At 65.6% G+C, this 20,513-nt stretch carries 13 protein-coding genes; 10 read left to right on the top strand and 3 right to left on the bottom strand.

The window, feature by feature from the left end; genetic code table 11:
• The first annotated feature begins 213 nt into the window (after positions 1–213).
• From recC to ACNFHO_RS26120, 6 genes are all read left to right on the top strand, one after another.
• A complete protein-coding gene (gene recC / locus ACNFHO_RS26145) occupies positions 214–3,696 on the top strand; it encodes an exodeoxyribonuclease V subunit gamma (protein WP_416767834.1) in 3,483 nt (1,160 codons plus the stop codon).
• Entirely contained in the window at positions 3,693–7,370 is a 3,678-nt protein-coding gene (recB, locus tag ACNFHO_RS26140; RefSeq protein ID WP_416767833.1) for an exodeoxyribonuclease V subunit beta, read from the top strand. The genes recC and recB overlap by 4 nt, the downstream gene beginning before the upstream one ends.
• Entirely contained in the window at positions 7,367–9,442 is a 2,076-nt protein-coding gene (recD, locus tag ACNFHO_RS26135; RefSeq protein WP_416767832.1) for an exodeoxyribonuclease V subunit alpha, read from the top strand. Before recB ends, recD begins: the two co-directional genes overlap by 4 nt.
• 76 nt (positions 9,443–9,518) lie before the next feature.
• Entirely contained in the window at positions 9,519–10,094 is a 576-nt protein-coding gene (locus ACNFHO_RS26130) for a YfiR family protein (RefSeq protein ID WP_416767831.1), read from the top strand.
• Complete coding sequence (locus ACNFHO_RS26125; protein WP_063546222.1) at positions 10,091–11,335, top strand: diguanylate cyclase domain-containing protein; 1,245 nt, start codon at positions 10,091–10,093, stop codon at positions 11,333–11,335. The genes ACNFHO_RS26130 and ACNFHO_RS26125 overlap by 4 nt, the downstream gene beginning before the upstream one ends.
• Positions 11,336–11,398: 63 nt before the next feature.
• Complete coding sequence (locus tag ACNFHO_RS26120; protein WP_416767837.1) at positions 11,399–11,866, top strand: OmpA family protein; 468 nt, start codon at positions 11,399–11,401, stop codon at positions 11,864–11,866.
• A gap of 32 nt (positions 11,867–11,898) precedes the next feature.
• Here the strand turns inward: ACNFHO_RS26120 and ACNFHO_RS26115 are convergent, their stop codons facing one another.
• Positions 11,899–12,849: a LysR family transcriptional regulator gene (locus tag ACNFHO_RS26115; RefSeq protein WP_063546220.1), complete on the bottom strand. Its 951-nt coding sequence runs from the start codon at positions 12,847–12,849 to the stop codon at positions 11,899–11,901.
• Between the two features lie 131 nt (positions 12,850–12,980).
• On the opposite strand from ACNFHO_RS26115, the gene ACNFHO_RS26110 reads away from it, so the two are divergent.
• Positions 12,981–14,504, top strand: a complete 1,524-nt coding sequence (locus ACNFHO_RS26110; RefSeq protein ID WP_112899232.1) for a CoA-acylating methylmalonate-semialdehyde dehydrogenase — start codon at positions 12,981–12,983, stop codon at positions 14,502–14,504.
• A gap of 10 nt (positions 14,505–14,514) precedes the next feature.
• On the top strand, positions 14,515–15,402 hold the full coding sequence (gene mmsB / locus ACNFHO_RS26105; RefSeq protein ID WP_112899231.1) for a 3-hydroxyisobutyrate dehydrogenase: 888 nt from the start codon (positions 14,515–14,517) through the stop codon (positions 15,400–15,402).
• A gap of 103 nt (positions 15,403–15,505) precedes the next feature.
• Here the strand turns inward: mmsB and ACNFHO_RS26100 are convergent, their stop codons facing one another.
• Positions 15,506–16,189 (bottom strand): FadR/GntR family transcriptional regulator, encoded by a 684-nt coding sequence (locus ACNFHO_RS26100; protein WP_112899230.1) that lies wholly within the window; start codon positions 16,187–16,189, stop codon positions 15,506–15,508.
• Positions 16,190–16,530: 341 nt separating this feature from the next.
• Here ACNFHO_RS26100 and ACNFHO_RS26095 point away from each other — a divergent pair, with 341 nt between their 5' ends.
• Complete coding sequence (locus ACNFHO_RS26095; protein ID WP_414154317.1) at positions 16,531–17,883, top strand: MFS transporter; 1,353 nt, start codon at positions 16,531–16,533, stop codon at positions 17,881–17,883.
• A gap of 20 nt (positions 17,884–17,903) precedes the next feature.
• Complete coding sequence (gudD, locus tag ACNFHO_RS26090; RefSeq protein ID WP_416767830.1) at positions 17,904–19,253, top strand: glucarate dehydratase; 1,350 nt, start codon at positions 17,904–17,906, stop codon at positions 19,251–19,253.
• A gap of 97 nt (positions 19,254–19,350) precedes the next feature.
• On the opposite strand, the gene ACNFHO_RS26085 is transcribed toward gudD, so the two are convergent.
• On the bottom strand, positions 19,351–20,457 hold the full coding sequence (locus ACNFHO_RS26085) for a peptidase C39 family protein (protein WP_416767829.1): 1,107 nt from the start codon (positions 20,455–20,457) through the stop codon (positions 19,351–19,353).
• Positions 20,458–20,513 lie beyond the last annotated feature (56 nt).

Here is a 20,513-nt window from a genome sequence, read left to right as displayed (position 1 = left end):
GATGGTAGTGTGGGGTTTCCCCATGTGAGAGTAGGTCATCGTCAAGATTCATTTCGCAAAACCCCTATCTGCGCGAGCAGGTAGGGGTTTTGTCTTTCTGGCGTTCGCCAGATCTCATCGCTCCCCCGCGCCGACACCACGCACGCCACGGGACAAGCCTGCCTCTACAGGGTATGGTTCCGTCAGCGCACCCCGTCTTCCAGAGAGCACCCAATGGCCAACAGCACGTCACTGCACCCAGGTTTCATGATCGTCCAGGGCAACCGCCTGGACGATTTGCGCAACCTGGTCGTGAGCGTGATGCGCAACTATCCCCTGGCGCCTCTGGAGAATGAAATCGCCCTGGTGCAGAGCAACGGTATTGCCCAATGGCTCAAGCTCGCACTGGCCGAAGATCCGCAGGACGATGATCAAGGCGGCTGCGGTATCGCGGCGGCCATCGACGTCCAGTTGCCCGGCACTTTCATGTGGCAGCTCTATCGTCTCGTGCTGGGCCGCGACGAGATTCCCGAGGTGTCGCTGCTCGACAAGGCACCGCTGACCTGGCGCCTGGTGCGCTTGCTGCCAGCACTGATCGAGCGACCGCACTTCGAGCCACTCAAGCGTTTTCTCACCGACGACAACGACCTGCGCAAGCGCTACCAGCTCGCCGAACGTCTGGCTGACTTGTTCGACCAATACCAGGTCTACCGCGCCGACTGGCTCAAGGACTGGGCCGCTGGAGAGCACGTGCTCAACACCGCCCGCGGCGAGCGCAAGCCCCTGGCGGATGGCAACCGCTGGCAGGCCGAGTTGTGGCGTGCATTGCTCGACGATGTCGGTGCAGAGGGGATGGCGCAGAGCCGTGCCGGCGTCCATCAGCGTTTCATCGCGCGCATGGATACTCTTGAGCAAGCTCCCGCGGGCCTGCCGTCGCGGGTAATCGTCTTTGGTATCTCGTCGCTGCCGGCCCAGGCCCTTGAAGCCCTGGCCGGGCTGGCCCGCTTCAGCCAGGTATTGCTGTGCGTGCACAACCCTTGCCGCCATCATTGGGGGGATATCGTCGCGGACAAAGACCTGCTCCGGCACCAGTACAAGCGCCAACAGCGCAAGCACGGCATGCCCCTGCAACTGGACGACGAATCGATGCACCAGCACGCTCATCCGCTGCTGGCGGCCTGGGGCAAGCAGGGCCGTGACTACATCAACCTGCTCGATAGCTACGATGATCCCAACAGTTACCGTGGTGTCTTCAGCGACGGGCGTATCGACCTGTTCAGCGACGCCCAGCCCACCACGTTGCTCAACCAGTTGCAGGACGACATCCTCGAACTGCGTCCCCTGGCTGAAACCCGCGACACCTGGCCTGCCATCGATCCCAGCCGCGACCGTTCGGTACGTTTCCACATCGCCCATAGTCCGCAGCGCGAAGTGGAGATCCTCCACGACCAGTTGCTTGCGCGCTTCAGCAGCGATCCGACCCTGCGTCCGCGCGACGTCATCGTCATGCTTCCGGCCATCGATGACTACGCCCCGCATATCCGCGCTGTCTTCGGCCAACTCGACCGCCATGATCCGCGCTACATCCCCTTCACCCTCACCGACCAGGGCCAGCGCGGCCGCGATCCATTGCTGATCGCCCTGGAGCATCTGCTCAAGCTCCCCGACAGCCGTTTCGCCGTGAGCGAGATCCTCGACCTGCTCGACGTCCCCGCCGTGCGCGCCCGCTTCGGGATCAAGGAGAGTGACCTGCCGACCCTGCACCGCTGGATCGAGGGGGCCGGCATCCGTTGGGGCCTGAGCGGTGAACAACGTGCCCGCCTCGGGTTGCCCGAAGGCCTGGAGCAGAACAGTTGGCGGTTCGGCCTGCGCCGGATGCTGCTGGGTTACGCCGTAGGTGTCGGCGAGGCCTGTGACGGCATTGAGCCCTATGACGAGATCGGTGGCCTCGACGCGGCCCTTATCGGCCCGCTGGTGGCCCTGCTCGATGCCCTGGACGTGGCGTTCCAGACACTCGCCGAGCCGGCCAGCCCCGTGGCGTGGGGGGCGCGCCTGCATGCGCTGTTGCAGGTGTTCTTCCTCGCCGAGGAGGAGCACGACGAGCTGCTGCTGGTGCAATTGCAGGACCTGCGTGATACCTGGCTGGAAACCTGCGAGACCGTCGGCCTGTACGATCCACTGCCGCTCACGGTCGTGCGCGAGGCCTGGCTGTCGGGGTTGGACCAGGGCAAGCTGTCCCAGCGTTTCCTGGCCGGCTCGGTGAACTTCTGCACCTTGATGCCCATGCGCGCCATCCCATTCCGCGTAGTCTGCCTGCTGGGCATGAACGACGGCGACTATCCTCGCGCCCAGCCGCCGTTGGACTTCGATCTGATGGCCAGCGATTACCGTCCTGGCGATCGTTCGCGCCGCGAAGATGACCGCTACCTGCTGCTCGAGGCGCTGCTGTCTGCCCGCGACCAACTCTATGTGAGTTGGGTCGGACGCAGTATTCGCGACAACAGCGAACGCCCCGCCTCGGTGCTGGTCGGCCAGTTGCGCGACCATCTTGCCGCCGGTTGGCAGCTGGCCGGTGCCCAGCAAGGCCAGCGTGATGACCCCGGCCAGCAGTTGTTGCATGCCCTGACCCAGGAGCATCCCCTGCAACCCTTCAGCCAGCGCTACTTCCAGAAGGGCAGCGCACTGTTCAGCTACGCCCACGAGTGGCAGGTCTTGCATCAGCCCGTCGAGCCGGCCTCGGAGGTCGATCAGGCGCTGCCGCCCTACGACAGCGATGAGCCACTGAACCTGACGCAACTGCAGGATTTTCTTCGCCATCCGGTCAGGCATTTCTTCAGCCAGCGCCTGAAGGTGTTCTTCGAAGCGCTGGAGGCGCCAACGCCGGACGAGGAGCCTTTCGTGCTCGATGCCCTGCAACGCTACAGCCTCAGCGAGCGGCTGCTGGGCGCTGCATTGGCCGCACCCGACGACGCCGAACAGGCGCTGCGTACCCAGGCCCGACGCCTGCAGGCATGCGGGCTGCTGCCATTGGCGGGCTTCGGCGAGTCGCTGCAGGCGGAATTGATCCAGCCCTTGCCAGACCTGCTGCAGCGCCATCGCCAGCTGTTGCAGCGCTGGCATACCGTGGTAGATGGCGCTCTGCCGCTGCACTTCGAGCGCGGCCCGCAGCGCCTGGAAGGTTGGCTTGGGCGCGTCTATCAGGATGATGAACAGAGCCTTCTGAGCATCACCACCGTGCCCAGCAGCCTGGGTGCCGGGCGCAACAGTCTCAAATGGCATCGGCTGATTCCTGCGTGGGTCATGCACCTGGCGGCCTGCGCTGCCGGTTATCCATTGCACACGGCCCTGGTCGCCAGTGACCGCACCTTGCTGCTCGCACCGATGGCCGCGGCACAGGCGGGGGATCTGCTTGCCGATCTTCTGGTGGCGCGTCAGGCTGCAATGAATGCGCCCCTGCCGGTGGCGCCCAAGACTGCTTTCGCCTGGCTGGCCCAGCCAGACCCGGACAAAGCCCAGGCTGCCGCCGAGCGCGCCTATGAAGGCGACGGCCAGAACAGCTTCGGCGAGCGCAGCGAGAGCCTTGCACTGATGCGTCAGTTCCGCGACTTTGCTGCGCTCACGGCTGACGAGACCTTCGAAGGCTGGTGCGAATCCCTCTACCGACCCCTGTTTGCCGCCGCCTGGCAGACCCAAGGCAATCCGGAGACCGTCGCATGACCCAGGCCCGTCCCCTGGCCCTGAGCTTTCCCCTGCACGGCAGCCAGCTGATCGAAGCCAGTGCCGGCACCGGCAAGACCTTCACCATCTCGGCACTCTACCTGCGTCTGATCCTCGGCCATGGCGGCGAGCAAGGCTTCGCCCGCGAGCTGCTGCCGCCGCAGATTCTCGTCGTGACCTTCACCGACGCTGCGACCAAGGAGCTGCGCGAGCGGATTCGCGCGCGCCTGGCCGAGGCTGCACGTTTCTTCAGGGGCGAGCTGGACGACGCCGACCCCTTGCTGCACCTGCTGCGCGACGATTATCCACAGGAGCACTGGGGCCGTTGCGCCAGTCGCCTGGAGGTCGCAGTGCAGTGGATGGACGAAGCGGCGGTCTCGACCATTCACGGCTGGTGCCAGCGCATGCTGCGCGAGCATGCCTTCGACAGCGGCAGCCTGTTCACCCAGAGCCTGGAGACCGATCACAGCGAGCTGCTCGGCCAGGTCATGCGCGATTACTGGCGGCGCTTCTGCTACGGCATGCAGGGCGAAGCGCTGGCCTGGGTGCGCAGCCATTGGGTGAGCCCGGACGCGTTGCTGCCGCGCATCCGTCCACTGTTCGGCCGTGTCAGCAGGGAAGACGACGGTGCCGATCCACAGGCGCTGATCGAATCCGCCCTGCAGCGACGTCAGGCGCAACTGGGCGCGCTCAAGGCTCCCTGGGTCCAGTGGGCCGACGAGCTGCACGAAATCTGCCGCGCAGCGGTGGCCGCCAAGCAGGTCGATGGCCGCAAGTTGCAGGCGCGTTTCTTCGACCCCTGGTTCGACAAACTGCGCGCCTGGGCGGGTGACGAGCAGGCCATGGAGCTCGACCTGGGTACCGGCTTCACCCGCCTGACGCCTGCAGGCATGGCCGAGGCCTGGAAATCGGGCGAGCCACCGGAGCATCCGGCATTACACGCCATGGAGACACTGCGCGAAACGTTGCAGGGGCTGCCTGGCCCCGATTCGGCGGTGCTAGAACATGCTGCCGCGTGGGTGGCGGCGCGTTTCGAAGTGGAGAAGCGCCGGCGCGCCGAAATGGGCTTCGACGATATGCTGTTGCGCCTCGAGCAAGCGCTGCGTAGCGAGGCCGGCGAGCGCCTTGCCGCGCTGATCCGCGAGCAGTTCCCCGTGGCCTTGATCGACGAGTTCCAGGACACCGATCCGGTGCAGTACGGCATCTTCGAGCGCATCTACCGGATCGCCGAAAACCGCCCGGAAACCGGCCTGTTCATGATCGGCGACCCCAAGCAGGCGATCTACGCCTTCCGCGGCGCCGATATCTTCACCTACCTCGGTGCCCGCCGTGCCACGGCTGGGCGCCTGCACAGCCTGGACACCAACTACCGCTCCAGCCAGGCCATGGTCGAGGCGGTCAACCGCGTGTTCCTGCTGGCCGAGCAACGCCCCGAAGGCAAGGGGGCGTTCCTGTTCCGCGAGGCCAACGACAACCCGCTGCCGTTCATCGAAGTTCATGCCAAGGGCCGCAGCGAGCGCCTGCTGATCGACGGCCAGCCCTGCGCCGCCCTGCATTGCTGGCAGTTGCACAGTGACGAGCCGGTTGCCAACACACTGTATCGTCAGCAACTGGCCGCCAGCTGCGCCAGCCATATCGTTGCCCTGCTCAACGGCGGCCAACGAGGTGTGACGGGGTTTGCCAATGCGCAGGGCGAAGTGCGCGGCTGCCTGCCTTCGGACATCGCCATCCTGGTGCGCGATGGCCGCGAGGCGCAGTTGGTCCGTGCCGAGCTGGCTGCCCGTGGGGTACGCAGTGTCTATCTGTCGGACAAGGATTCGGTCTTTGCCGCCCAGGAAGCCCACGACCTGCTGGCCTGGCTCAAGGCCTGCGCCGAGCCCGACGCCGAGCGCCTGCTCAAGGCCGCCCTGGCCAGCCTGACGCTGGACCTGCCGTTGCTCGAACTGGAGCGGCTTAACCAGGACGAGCGGGTCTGGGAAGACTGGGTGATGCGTTTTCGTCTGTACCGCGACACCTGGCAGCGCCAGGGCGTGCTGCCCATGCTGCGCCGCCTGCTGCATGACTTCCAGCTGCCACGCACGTTGATCGCTCGCACCGACGGTGAACGTGTGCTGACCAACCTGCTGCACTTGGCCGAACTGCTGCAACAGGCGGCCGGAGAGCTGGATGGCGAGCAGGCCCTGATCCGTCACCTGGCCGAGCACCTGGCCAATGCCGGGCAGGCCGGTGAAGAGCAGATCCTGCGCCTGGAGAGCGACGAGCAACTGGTCAAGGTCGTGACCATCCACAAATCCAAGGGCCTGGAGTACCCGCTGGTCTACCTGCCGTTCATCTGCACCAGCAAACCGGTGGATGGCCAGCGCCTGCCATTGGCCTGGCACGACGAGGATGGCCAGGTGCTGCTGACGCTCACCCCCACCGACGAGCAGATCGCCCTGGCCGACGATGAGCGTCTGGCCGAAGACCTGCGCCTGCTCTACGTGGCCCTGACCCGCGCCCAACATGCCTGCTGGCTGGGTGTTGCCGACCTCAAGCGCGGCAGCCAGAAAACCTCGCAATTGCACCGCTCGGGTCTGGGTTACCTGCTGGGCGGAGGCGTCCCATTGGCGGCTTCCGTGCAGTTGGCCGACTGGCTGCAGGCGCTGTGTGCCGAGGGTGCGCCCATTGTCTGTACACCGCTGCCCGAAGCTGACGAACAGTGTTATCGCGCGCCGCAGGACGGCGCTGAACACCTGCCTGCACGCAAGCCGCGCCGCGCCGCGGCAGAGCAGTGGTGGATCGCCTCCTACAGCGCCTTGCGCGTCGGCGACCAGAGTCTCGGCGCCGACAGCTCCCAGGCCCAGCAATTGCTCGACGATGAAAACGTCGACGCACAGCGGCTGCGTGAAGTCCCGGCGGAAAACGGCGATATCCACCGCTTCCCTCGCGGGCCGAACCCCGGCACCTTCCTTCACGGCCTGCTCGAGTGGGCCGGGCGTGAAGGGTTTGCCGACGTGGTCAGCCAGCCTGCGTTGATCGAACGCACTGTCGGCCAACGCTGCAACCGCCGTGACTGGACCGGATGGATCCCGACCCTGGTGCCCTGGCTGCAGCAGCTGCTGACCCAGGCCATGCCGCTGTCGTCGGATGGCCCGGTCCTGACCCTGGCGCAGCTTCAGCAGTACCAGATCGAGATGGAGTTCTGGTTCGCCAGCCATCAGGTCGACGTGCTGCGCCTCGACCAGCTCGTCGTCCGCCACACCCACGGTGGCGCCGCGCGACCGGCAGCGCTGGCGACCCAGCTCAATGGCATGTTCAAGGGCTTCATCGACCTGGCGTTCGAGCTGGACGGGCGCTACTACGTGGCCGACTACAAGTCCAACTGGCTCGGCCCCGATGGCAGCGCCTACAGTGCCCTGGCCATGGAACAGGCGATCCTCGACCACCGCTACGACTTGCAGTACGTGCTCTACCTGCTGGCCCTGCATCGCCAGTTGCGCGCACGGCTGCCCGACTACGACTACGACCGCCATGTGGGCGGTGCCCTGTTCATCTTCCTGCGCGGTATCGGCAGCGCCGGTCATGGCCTGTATTTCGCCCGGCCGCCCCGTGAGCTGATCGAGCAGCTCGATGCGTTGTTTCGGGGCGCCTGTGCGCCCGAGCAGCAGGACCTGTTTGCCGGAGCCGCACCATGAGCCGCACCCTCGATGACCTGTTGCCGACACCGTTGCAGGCCGAGCACCTGGCGGCCCTTGCGCCGTTGAAACACAGCCAGGACCTGCTGGCCCTGCTCGACCGTTGGGTCGAGCGCGGTTGGTTGCGTGCGCTGGACCGGGCATTCGTCAGCTTCCTCGAGGAGCGTGAGGCGGGCAGCGATCCCTTGCTGTTGCTGGCTGCGGCGCTGGCCAGTCACCAGTTGGGGCATGGGCATGTCTGCCTCGACCTCGAGCAGACCCTGGCCGAGCCCGATTTCGCCTTGTCGCTGCCGCCAGAGGGCGATGCACTGGCGGGGCCGTTGCTGTTGCCGTCGCAGTTGCTCGCCACGCTTGAACCGAGCACCTGGCGCCAGCGCATCGCGGCCAGTCGGCTGGTGGCGTTGGGCGATGCCGAGGGCCAGGACGCGCGGCCCCTGGTACTCAGCGGCCAGCGTCTGTACCTGCGCCGTTACTGGAGCTATGAACGGCGTATCGACCGGTCGCTGCAGCAACGCATCGTGGCAGATGAGTCGATTCCCGCCGACCTGCCCGCGCGCCTGGAGCAGTTGTTCGAGGACGGCGCCCCGGCCGGTCAGGTGGACTGGCAGAAGCTCGCCTGTGCCCTGGCGACGCGTGCCGCGTTCAGCATCATCACCGGTGGCCCGGGCACCGGCAAGACCACCACGGTCGTACGCTTGCTGGCCTTGCTCCAGGGACCGGCGGTGGAGCAGGGCAGGCCCTTGCGCATCCGCCTGGCCGCACCCACCGGCAAGGCTGCTGCGCGCCTGACCGAATCCATCGGCCAACAGGTCGAGCGTTTGCGGGTCAGCGCCGAGGTGCGGGCGCAGATTCCTACCGAAGTGAGCACGGTACACCGCCTGCTGGGCAGTCGCCCCGGTTCGCGGCATTTTCGGCATCACGCCGGTAACCCACTGCCGCTGGACGTGCTGGTGGTCGATGAAGCGTCGATGATCGATCTGGAAATGATGGCCAACCTGCTTGATGCCTTGCCAGCGCAGGCTCGCCTGGTGCTGCTGGGCGACAAGGACCAGTTGGCCTCGGTGGAGGCCGGCGCGGTGCTCGGCGACCTGTGTCGGTATGCCGAAGAAGGGCGTTACACGCCCGCCACCCAGGCCTGGCTCGAGCAGGTCGGCGGCCAATCGCTGCAGGGCAGCGGTCTGCAGCCAGGTGATGCGCACCAGCATGCGCTGGCCCAGCAGGTGGTGATGTTGCGTTACTCCCGGCGTTTCGGCGAAGGCAGTGGCATTGGCCAGTTGGCGCGCCTGGTCAACCTGCAGCAGGCCCGTCAGGCGCGGGATCTGCTTAGCATGCCGCCTGAGGATGTGTTCGGCCTGTCCCTGCGCGGCGAGCATGACCGCGCCTTCGATCGTCTGCTGCTGGACGGCCTGGGCCGCGGTGAGGACGGCCCGCAGGGGTATCGCCACTATCTGCGCAGTATCGGTCGCCATCGGCCGGCGCCCGGCACCCCCGCCGATGTTCCGGCGTGGGAGCAATGGGCTGCCCTGGTGCTCAACAGCTTCGAAAGCTTCCAGCTGCTGTGCGCGGTGCGCAAAGGGCCCTGGGGGGTGGAAGGGCTGAACGAGCGTGTGGCGCGGGTGCTGCACAACGCTGGGCTGATCGATACCCGCCAGCCCTGGTACGAGGGCCGTCCGGTGCTGGTCACCCGCAATGACTACGGCCTCGGCCTGATGAACGGTGATATCGGCATCGCCCTGCGCCTGCCCGACGAGAATGGCGAGCCATTGCTGAGGGTCGCCTTCCCGCGTAACGACGGCTCGGGCGGGGTGCGCTTCGTGTTGCCCAGTCGCCTCAATGAAGTGGAAACGGTGTTCGCCATGACCGTACACAAGTCCCAGGGCTCGGAGTTCAGCCATACCGCGCTGGTGTTGCCTGATGCGCTAAATCCTGTGCTGACCAAGGAACTGGTGTACACCGGCATCACCCGTGCCAAGCACTGCTTCAGCCTGGTGGAACCACGGGCGGGGGTCTTTGAGGAGGCTGTCGAGCGCAAGGTGCGTCGGATTTCTGGCCTAATGCTCGACCAAGGGTGACATTCGTCAATACCTTGGCACTGCGGCCTTATGCTATCGTGCGGGTTATCTGAATCTAATTTGAGAGATTTCCCACATGACAGTGGTTGTCTCGCCCAGGGGGCGAGTGACGGGCTGTGTGCTTTCGCTAGTGATTGCCGCCCTGTCGCTGTTCGCCTCACCGGCCTGGGCGGACCCCCCTGCCACTGCAGCCCAGGTGCAGCAACGCGCCAAAGCGGTGACCCAGGTCGTGCTGGGTATCTTCAGCTATGCCCGCTGGCCTGCTGATCCTTCGCCGCTGCGCCTGTGCCTGGTCGGCCCCACCGAATATGCCGACGACCTGATCAAGGGCAATGTGCAGAATGCCGGCCAGCCCCTACAGGTGCGTCGCCTGCTCGTCGACGATTCGGGCGTTTCCGGCGCCTGCGACGCGGTGTACATCGGCAAGCTCGACGCCGGACAGCGTGACCGCCTGTTCCAGGCTCTGGTCGGGCATCCGGTCTTGAGTATCAGCGAGGCCGATGACCCGTGCACCGTCGGCAGCCTGTTCTGCCTGCACGTCGATGACGAACAGGTCAGCTTCGATGTGAACCTCGACTCGGTGGCGCGCAGTGGCGTGCGCATCCACCCCAGCGTGCTGCAATTGTCGCGGCGCAGGGCGGCGCAACCATGAAACTTACCGGCAGCCGCAGGACGCGGCCGACCTTGCGGTCAGTGCTGGGGCGAGGGCACCTGGGTGTCGCGCTGATCGCCGTCGGACTCGTGGGCGTGTCCCTGACCGTGCTCGGGGTAGCGGCATTGCGCGTCTATGCCAATCACAACCTGCACCTGATCGCCCGCTCGATCAGCTATACCGTGGAGGCGGCGGTGGTGTTCGACGACAGCGGGGCGGCCAGTGAAGCCCTGGCGGTGATTGCCGCCACCGAAGAGGTGGCAGATGCCAAGGTCTTCGACAGCCAGGGCGAGCTGCTGGCGCACTGGCAACGCGATGACACGGGCTTGCTGGCACCACTGCAGCGCCAGGTGGCCAAGGCCTTGCTGGGCGAGGCCATCCACCTGCCGATCGTCCGTCAGCAGCGCACGGTCGGACACATCGAGCTGCTGGGCCAGGGCGGCAGCCTGCTGCGTTTCCTGCTCAGCGGCCTGGCGGGCATCCTCTTTTGCAGCTTGCTCAGCGCCGCAGTCGCCATCCACCTGTCGCGCCGGCTGTTCGGCGATATCGTCCGTCCTCTGCGGGGCCTGGCCAGCGTCGCCCATGCGGCGCGGCGCGAGCGCAGCTTCGACCGGCGCGTGCCCGAGACGCGGATTGCCGAGCTCAATGAGCTGGGCAACGACTTCAACGCGCTGCTCGACGAGCTGGAGGTCTGGCAGAGCCACTTGCAGAGCGAGAACGAGACCCTCGCGCACCAGGCCAGCCATGACAGCCTCACCGGCCTGCCCAATCGCGCCTTCTTCGAAGGGCGCCTCAACCGTTGCCTGCGCAACGCCGCCCGGCAGCAGGACCATTTGGCGCTGCTATTCCTCGACAGTGACCACTTCAAGCAAATCAACGACAACCTTGGCCATGCCGTTGGCGACGAGGTGCTGATCAATATCGCCAGCCGCGTGCGTGCGCAGTTGCGCGAGCACGACCTGGTGGCGCGCCTTGGCGGTGACGAATTCGCGGTACTGCTGACCCCCCTTCATTCGCGCGAGGATGCCCAGCGCATCGCCGAGAAGATCGTCGCCAGCATGAGGCTGCCGATCCTGCTGGACGATGGCCAGCGCGTCAGCACCTCGCTGAGTGTCGGTATCGCCTATTACCCAGACGATGGCCAGGATTCGGCCAGTCTGCTCAATGCCGCCGATGCGGCGATGTACCAGGCCAAGCGCAATCGCCGCGGCCATTGGCAAGTGGCCCAGACGGAACGCTGAGCCAAGGATATGAACAACAGGAGCTGAACCGTGAAACACCCCGTTTCCCTACTGCGTTTTTCCATGCTGGCCATGTTGCTGGCTGTATTGGCCTTGACCGGTTGCCAGACCGTACCGCCCAGCGGGCTGACCCCTGAACAGATTGCCGTGCTCAAACGCGAAGGGTTTACCCCAAGCGACGAGGGCTGGGCGTTCGACCTGTCGGGCAAGGTGCTGTTCGGCAGTGACCTGGACGGGCTCAACGGCCAGAGCCAGGCGATTGTCGAGCGGATCGGCAAGGCGTTGCTGTCGGTGGGTATCGAGCATGTCCGCGTCGATGGCCATGCCGATGCCTCGGGCAAGGCGGCCTATAACCAGCAGCTCTCCGAGCGTCGGGCCCAGAGTGTGGCCAAGGCGTTGATCAACGTCGGCATGCAGCCGCGCAACATCGAGACGCGTGGGTTGGGCAGCAGTCAGCCGGTGGCAGACAACCGCACCAGTGCCGGACGTACCGAGAATCGGCGGGTGTCGATCGTGGTGGCGTCGAACTGAGGAATCGGGGAATGGCACCGGTGCCATCCGTCTCAATCCTGCGCAAACACCATTTCCCGTGTCTGCCCCATCAACAGCGGCGCATTCGCCTCGGTCACATCGCGGATGTAATCCCACAGTAGGGTGATCCGCTTCAGCTTGCGCAGGTCCTCCCGGCAGTACATCCAGAACTGCCGCGTCACCTCCACCTCCTGCGGTAGCACCGTCACCAGCCGGTCGTCCTGCGCCGCCAGGAAGCACGGCAGGATCGCCAGCCCGCGTCCCTGCAGGGCAGCGGTGTATTGTGCGATCACGCTGGTGCTGCGCAGGTGGGCGCTGGCGTTGGGGATGAGGTTGGCCAGGTACAGCAGCTCGGAACTGAATGCCAGGTCGTCCACGTAGCTGATGAACGGATGGCGCACCAGGTCGGCGACCTGGCGGATCGGTTCGTGGTGGTCGAGGTACTCACGGGTGGCATAAAGGCGCAGGCGGTAGTCGCACAGCTTGCAGCACACGTAGGGCCCATGCTCGGGGCGCTCCAGGGCGATGACGATGTCAGCTTCGCGCTTGGACAGGCTGATGAAGTGCGGCAGCGGCAGAATGTCCACCGAGATCGCCGGCCAGGTGTCGACGAAGCGGCTCAACTGTGGGGTGACGAAGAAGCTGCCGAAGCCCTCGGTGCACCCCATGCGTATGTGCCCCGACAGCGCAACGCCCGAGCCCGACACCTGCTCGCAGGCCATGTGCAGGGTGCTTTCGATCGACTCGGCATAGCCCAGCAGGCGCTGGCCTTCGGCGGTCAGCACGAAACCGTTGGTTCGCGATTTCTCGAACAGCAAGGTACCCATCGCCCCTTCCAGCGAGCTGATGCGCCGCGACACCGTGGTGTAGTCCACGGCCAGGCGTTTGGCTGCACTGCTGGCCTTGCGGGTGCGCGCTACCTCAAGAAAGAACTTGAGGTCGTCCCAGTTCAGCGCGCTGAGGGAGGTCAGGTCTTTTTGCATGTTGATCCGGTTTTTTTGTGCATTCTTGTTGGATGTTTGCACATCTATACTCGAACTCAGCCCCTGCACGCCACCCCGTTCGCTGCGGCGTAGGCGTCTTCGTTCCGACAATAATTCCAAGGAGAGCGCAGATGAACGCACCCCACACGCCCCACACCCAGGTCGAGCAGGTCAAGCTGCTGATCGACGGCCAATGGGTCGAGTCCAAGACCACCGAATGGCGCGACATCGTCAACCCGGCCACCCAGCAGGTACTGGCGCGCGTTCCCTTCGCCACCCCCGAGGAAGTCGCCGCGGCAGTCGCTGCTGGCGAACGAGCCTTCAAGACCTGGCGTGACACGCCGATCGGCGCGCGCATGCGCATCATGCTCAAGTTGCAGGCGTTGATCCGCGAGCACAGCAAGCGCATCGCCGCGACCCTGAGCGCCGAGCAAGGCAAGACCCTGGCCGACGCAGAAGGCGATATCTTCCGTGGCCTGGAAGTGGTCGAGCATGCGGCGTCCATCGGCACCCTGCAGATGGGCGAGTTCGCCGAGAACGTCGCCGGGGGCGTCGACACCTACACCCTGCGCCAGCCCATCGGCGTGTGCGCCGGCATCACCCCGTTCAACTTCCCGGCGATGATCCCGCTGTGGATGTTCCCGATGGCCATCGTCTGTGGCAACACCTTCGTCCTCAAGCCCTCCGAGCAGGACCCGCTGTCGACCATGATGCTGGTCGAGCTGGCGCTCGAAGCCGGCGTGCCGGCCGGTGTGCTCAACGTGGTGCACGGCGGCAAGCAGGTGGTCGATGCGCTCTGCACCCACCCGGACATCAAGGCGATCTCCTTCGTCGGCTCCACCGAGGTGGGCACCCATGTCTACAACCTTGGCAGCCAGCACGGGAAGCGCGTGCAGTCGATGATGGGCGCCAAGAACCACGCCGTGGTGCTGCCCGACGCCAACCGCACCCAGACCATCAACGCCCTGGTCGGCGCGGCCTTCGGTGCGGCAGGCCAGCGTTGCATGGCCACGTCGGTGGCGGTGCTGGTGGGCAAGGCGCGTGAATGGCTGCCGGATATCAAGGCGGCGGCAAGCAAGCTCAAGGTCAATGCCGGCAGCGAGCCGGGCACCGATGTCGGGCCGGTGGTTTCCAAGCGCGCCAAGGAGCGTGTGCTGGGGCTGATCGAAAGCGGCATCAAGGAAGGCGCCAAGCTCGAGCTGGATGGCCGCGACGTGAAGGTGCCGGGGTACGAGCAGGGCAACTTCGTCGGCCCGACCCTGTTCTCCGGGGTGAAGACCGACATGCAGATCTACACCCAGGAAATCTTCGGCCCGGTGCTGGTCACCCTCGAGGTCGATACCCTCGACGAGGCCATCGCCCTGGTCAACGCCAACCCGTTCGGCAATGGCACCGGCCTGTTCACCCAGAGCGGCGCGGCAGCGCGCAAGTTCCAGAGCGAGATCGACATCGGCCAGGTCGGCATCAACATCCCGATTCCGGTGCCGGTGCCGTTCTTCAGCTTCACCGGTTCGCGCGGCTCCAAGCTCGGCGACCTCGGCCCGTACGGCAAGCAGGTGGTGCAGTTCTACACTCAGACCAAGACCGTCACCGCCCGCTGGTTCGACGACGACAGCGTCAATGACGGTGTGAACACCACCATCAGCCTGCGCTAAGGAGACTGCCATGCGCATTGCATTCATCGGTCTGGGCAACATGGGCGCGCCCATGGCCCGCAACCTGATCAAGGCCGGGCATCAGCTCAACCTGTTCGACCTGAACAAGACCGTGCTGGCCGAGCTTGCCGAACTGGGCGGGCAGATCAGCACCTCGCCCAAGGATGCTGCCGCCAACAGCGAGCTGGTGATCACCATGCTGCCGGCCGCGGCCCATGTGCGCGGCGTGTACCTGAACGAGGACGGCGTGCTCGCCGGCATCCGCCCCGGCACACCGGCGGTGGACTGCAGCACCATCGACCCGCAGACCGCCCGTGACGTGTCCAAGGCCGCGGCGGCCAAGGGCATCGACCTGGGTGATGCGCCGGTGTCCGGTGGCACCGGCGGCGCGGCGGCCGGCACCCTGACCTTCATGGTCGGCGCCAGCGCCGAACTGTTCGCCACGCTCAAGCCGGTGCTCGAACAGATGGGGCGCAACATCGTGCACTGCGGTGAGGTCGGCACTGGGCAGATCGCCAAGATCTGCAACAACCTGCTGCTGGGCATCTCGATGATCGGCGTGTCCGAGGCGATGGCCCTGGGCAACGCGCTGGGGATCGACACCCAGGTGCTGGCCGGCATCATCAACAGCTCGACGGGCCGTTGCTGGAGTTCGGATACCTACAACCCCTGGCCGGGCGTGATCGAGACCGCCCCTGCATCGCGCGGTTACACCGGTGGTTTCGGTGCGGAGCTGATGCTCAAGGACCTGGGCCTGGCGACCGAGGCCGCGCGCCAGGCGCACCAGCCGGTGATCCTCGGCGCTGTGGCGCAGCAGCTGTACCAGGCCATGAGCTTGCGAGGCGAGGGCGGCAAGGATTTCTCGGCGATCGTCGAGGGGTATCGCAAGAAGGATTGATACGCGAGTGGGCTTGATCGCGGGCTGGATGGCCTTTCCCCTGTAACTGCGCACCAGGGGGAGGGCGCCGGTTCCGCGATTTTTTTTGCCCGCTGCACGCAGCTCAGTCGGGTAGCAGGCGATCACGGCTGTTGGACAAGTGCAGGCAGATCGCTGCCCTGGCCGCGTCCGGGTCCTGGCGGCGGATGGCGTTGAGAATCGCCTCGTGTTCCAGGTTGGCCAGATAAGCATGCCCCGCCAGGTTGGCCCCGGCGCGCTCGGCCTGGGCCATGCGCTTGCGCGGGATCAGGCCGTCACCCAGTTGTGCCATCATCTCGCTGAAATACAGGTTGCCGGTGGCCTCGGCGATCAGCAGGTGGAAGCGCCGGTCGGCTTCGATGCAGCTGTCACCGGCGGCGGCCAGGTCCTGGTAGTCGTCCAGGGCCTGGCGCATCTGCGCCAGTTGCCGGTCGTTGCGGCGCAGGGCCGCCAGCGCGGCGGCCTGGCCCTCCAGGCCGATGCGCAGCTCCAGCAGGTCGCGCACGCTGGCCGCGTTCTCGGGGCCTACGCGCAGGCCGGAACGGGCCTGGCGTTCGATGACGAACGTACCGATCCCGTGACGTGCCTGCACCAGGCCCGCAGCCTGCAGCTTCGACAGCGCCTCGCGGACCACGGTGCGGCTGACGCCGTAGTCGCGCACCAAGGTGTTTTCCGAGGGCAGCTTGTCGCCCGGCTTGAACGTGCCCAGCAGCAATTGCTGGGTGAGGCTCGAGACCAGGTCGTGGGCGCGGCTGTGGGTGCGGGGCATGGCGTGGGCTCTAAGTAATACCTGTGGAAGCGGCGGCTCGCCGCTGCGACGTGTTCAGCGAAAGGACTCGGCTGAACGCCCTCACATTACTTGTATGACAAGTTATCCACAGAGATTTTTTTCATCCTGATATTCACCCTCCCATTGCCTTGGTTAATCGACGTGATAAAAGCATTTCGCCGATTTTTACCCAGTTAACCGCTTGTATTTTGCTTTTTTCGCTCAATTTTCAACTTGTCGTACAACCCAGCCGGGAATATGCTCATTTCCACCTGGATGTCAGACAACTGCCTCGTCTACCGCCAGCACCCTCAATAAAAACAATGACTGGGAGATATCCCGTGAACGACACCCCCCCTGCGTCTGCCCTGCCCGGCGACGATGCGCTGGCCAGCGCCGTGACCAAGGTCAAGCGCCATGTCCTGCCGCTGTTCGTCATCATGTTCGTGGTCAACTACCTGGACCGCGTCAATATCGGCTTCGTCCGCCCACACCTTGAAAGCGACCTGGGCATCAGCGCCGCCGCCTATGGTTTCGGTGCCGGTCTGTTCTTCATCGGCTATGCGTTGTTCGAGGTGCCTTCGAACATGCTGCTGCAACGGGTCGGTGCGCGTCTGTGGCTGACCCGCATCATGTTCACCTGGGGCCTGGTCGCCACCGCCATGGCCTTCGTGCAGAACGAAACCCAGTTCTACGTGCTGCGTTTTCTGCTCGGGGTCGCCGAAGCCGGCTTTTTCCCCGGTGTGATCTACTACTTCACCCGCTGGCTGCCCGCCGCTGAACGTGGCAAGGCGATCGCCATCTTTCTCAGCGGCTCGGCCCTGGCCTCGCTGATCTCCGGGCCACTGGCCGGTGCGCTGATGCAGATCCAGGGCATGGGCCTGCACGGCTGGCAATGGATGCTGTTCATCGAGGGCATGGCCTCGGTGATCCTGTGCTTCTTCGTGTTCTTCTGGCTCGACTCCCGCCCGCAGGATGCCAAGTGGCTGAGCCAGGCCGAGCAGCATGCGCTGGTCGAGGCCATCGACCGCGAGCAGCGCGAGCGAGAGGCGGGCGGGGTGATCAAGACCTCGGCCTGGCGCCTGCTCAAGGACCGCCAGATCCTGCTGTTCTGCCTGATCTACTTCTGCATCCAGTTGACCATCTACGCCGCGACCTTCTGGCTGCCGAGCATCATCAAGCGCATGGGCGAGCTGAGCGACCTGCAGGTCGGCTTCTTCAACTCGATCCCCTGGCTGATCTCGATCCTGGCGATGTACGCGTTCGCCGCCGGGGCCGCACGCTGGAGATTCCAGCAGGCCTGGGTCGCCGCCGCGCTGGTGGTGGCCGCCATCGGCATGTTCATGTCGACCACGGGCGGGCCGGTGTTCGCCTTCGTTTCGGTGTGCTTCGCCGCCATCGGCTTCAAGGCCGCCTCGTCGCTGTTCTGGCCGATTCCGCAGGGGTACCTGGATGCGCGCATCGCTGCGGCGGTGATCGCACTGATCAACTCGGTGGGCAACCTCGGCGGCTTCGTTGCGCCCACCACCTTCGGCCTGCTCGAGCAGCAGACCGGCTCGATCCAGGGCGGGCTGTATGGCCTGGCGGTGACCTCGGTGCTGGCCGCCATCGCCGTGTTCTTCGTCCGCACCCGTGCCAAGGGTGCCCCTGTCCCTGACCTCAAGGCCCCATCGGCCCTGGGCCAATCCCATTGAACGCCTGCCAGACAAGGACAATGACCATGCAGACGACGCCTCACTCCTCGACCCCGGTCGTCACCGACCTGCGCGTGATTCCGGTGGCCGGCCACGACAGCATGCTGCTCAACCTGAGCGGCGCCCACAGCCCGTTCTTCACCCGCAACATCGTGGTACTGCGCGACAGCGCGGGCAACACGGGCCTGGGCGAAGTGCCTGGCGGCGAGAACATCCGCCAGACCCTCGAAGACAGCCGCAGCCTGGTGGTCGGCCAGCCGATCGGCCATTACCAGCGCGTGCTCAATGCCATGCGCCAGACCTTCGCCAACCGCGATGCTGGCGGGCGCGGGCTGCAGACCTTCGACCTGCGTATCACCGTGCATGCAGTGACCGCCATCGAGTCGGCCCTGCTCGACCTGCTCGGCCAGCACCTGAACGTGCCGATGGCAGCGCTGCTGGGTGAAGGCCAGCAGCGCGAGTCGGTGAAGATGCTCGGCTACCTGTTCTACATCGGCGACCGTACCCGCACCGATCTGGCCTACCGCAACGAAGCCGAGGCCGATGACGACTGGCTACGTTTGCGCCACGAGCAAGCCCTGACGCCCGAGGCGGTGGTGCGCCTGGCTGAGGCCGCCAAGGCCCGCTACGGCTTCAACGACTTCAAGCTCAAGGGGGGCGTGCTGCGTGGCGAGGAGGAGATGGAGGCTGTCACTGCGCTGGCCGAGCGTTTCCCCGAAGCGCGCATCACCCTCGACCCCAACGGTGCCTGGTCGTTGAAGGAGGCCATTGCCCTGTGCCGCGACAAGCACGATGTGCTGGCCTACGCCGAGGATCCGTGCGGCGCGGAGAATGGTTATTCCGGCCGCGAAGTGATGGCTGAGTTCCGCCGCGCCACCGGCCTGCCCACCGCCACCAACATGATCGCCACCGACTGGCGGCAGATGGGTCACGCGATCCAGTTGCAGTCGGTGGACATCCCGTTGGCCGACCCGCATTTCTGGACCTTGCAGGGCTCGGTGCGGGTGGCGCAGATGTGCCATGACTGGGGCCTGACCTGGGGTTCGCACTCCAACAACCACTTCGATATTTCGCTGGCCATGTTCACCCAGGCGGCGGCTGCTGCGCCGGGCGAGATCACCGCCATCGACACCCACTGGATCTGGCAGGACGGCCAGCGTCTGACCCGTGAGCCGCTGCGCATCGTCGACGGCCATGTACGGGTGCCGACGCGGCCGGGGTTGGGCGTCGAACTGGATGAAGACCAACTGATGAAGGCCCATGAGTGCTACCGCAACATGGGCCTGGGCGCCCGGGATGACAGCGTGGCGATGCAGTTCCTGGTGCCGGGGTGGACCTTCGACAACAAACGGCCTTGCCTGGTGCGTTGAGGCGATTGACCCGCCTGTGTGCAGGCTTGCCCGTGAAAAGGATCGCGCAGTGATTGGGGCCAGCAAACCGCTGCCAATCACCGCGCCCCAGCGCCCTTTACGCAGACGTTATCCCCCGCTCGAACAGCACCACCGCCGCCCGCACCTTGCGCCCACCGAACAGGCTCATGCGCTGGAACTCGCCATGGCTCACCGGCAGGTGCTGGCAGTCCAGCGCCAACCGGTGCCGGCCGTGGTCGGTGTCCGGATGGTGCAGGTAGACGAAGTCGGCATTGCAGCCAGTCACCAGCACCCAGTGCGGCGCCTTGCTGCCGGTCAGGCGGTAGTTGCTGATCAGCACCAGTGCCAATCCGCCCTCGGCCAGCAGTGACGGTAGGTCGAGCGGGCCGTAGCCGAGTTGCACGTCGGTGCCCTGCAGTTGCGTGCAGAAATCCTCGTGCACCAGGCGCATCACCTCTTTCTTGTTGGCCTGGCGCACGCCATCGAGAAACAGCGGGCCGTCGCTGCTCAGTTGCAGACGCACGCGAAAACCGCGGCGCCAGGCTGCCAGGGCCAGACCGTGCGGGCTGCAACCGCCGTGTCCTGAGGTCATGAACACGGTGGTTGCCTCGCGCCACAGGCGCACCTCTTCCTGGCGTGTCGGTTGCAACTGCGGGCGCAGCGCGGCCATGGCCATCAACAGGCACGCCGGGCCACAGGTGAAGTCGGTGGTCTGCGGGTAATAGGGCACCGCGCGTGCCTCGCTGGTCGGGCGCTGGAGGATGCGCTTCTCGTAACGCAGTGCGCTGACGTGGTCCTCATAGTAGTCCTCGACCTGGGCGAAGCGTCGGTAGCCGTGGCGTTCGTACAGTGCGATGGCACGCGGGTTGTCGACGCGCACCTCCAGGCGCAGGTAGGCGCGATCGTGCTCCAGTGCGCAGCGCTCGGCACGCTCCAGCAGTCGCGCACCAAGCCCTTCACCGCGCGCCGCTGGGGCGATGGCGATGGAGTACAGCCGCGCCAGCGAGGTGTTGCGATGGAACAGCAGCAGCGCGTAGCCCATCAATTGCCCATCGCGCTGTGCCACTAGCAAGCTGGCGTTGGCGTGGGCAATCATCCAGCGCAGGCTGCGGGCATTGAGCCGGTCCGAGACGAAGCACTGGTTCTCGAGGGCCAGCAAGGCCGGCAGGTCTTCAAGTGTTGCCAGGCGAAATTCGATTTGCATGGGGCCGCCGTAAAAGTTGCGTAATGAAACGAGACATTCGAAAAACATCGTGCTTA

It is taken from the genome of Pseudomonas sp. NY15374 (assembly GCF_048068255.1).
Classification (GTDB): domain Bacteria; phylum Pseudomonadota; class Gammaproteobacteria; order Pseudomonadales; family Pseudomonadaceae; genus Aquipseudomonas; species Aquipseudomonas machongensis.
The sequence above is the reverse complement of the archived record's forward strand: the minus strand, read 5'-3'. Positions and strand labels throughout refer to the sequence as shown.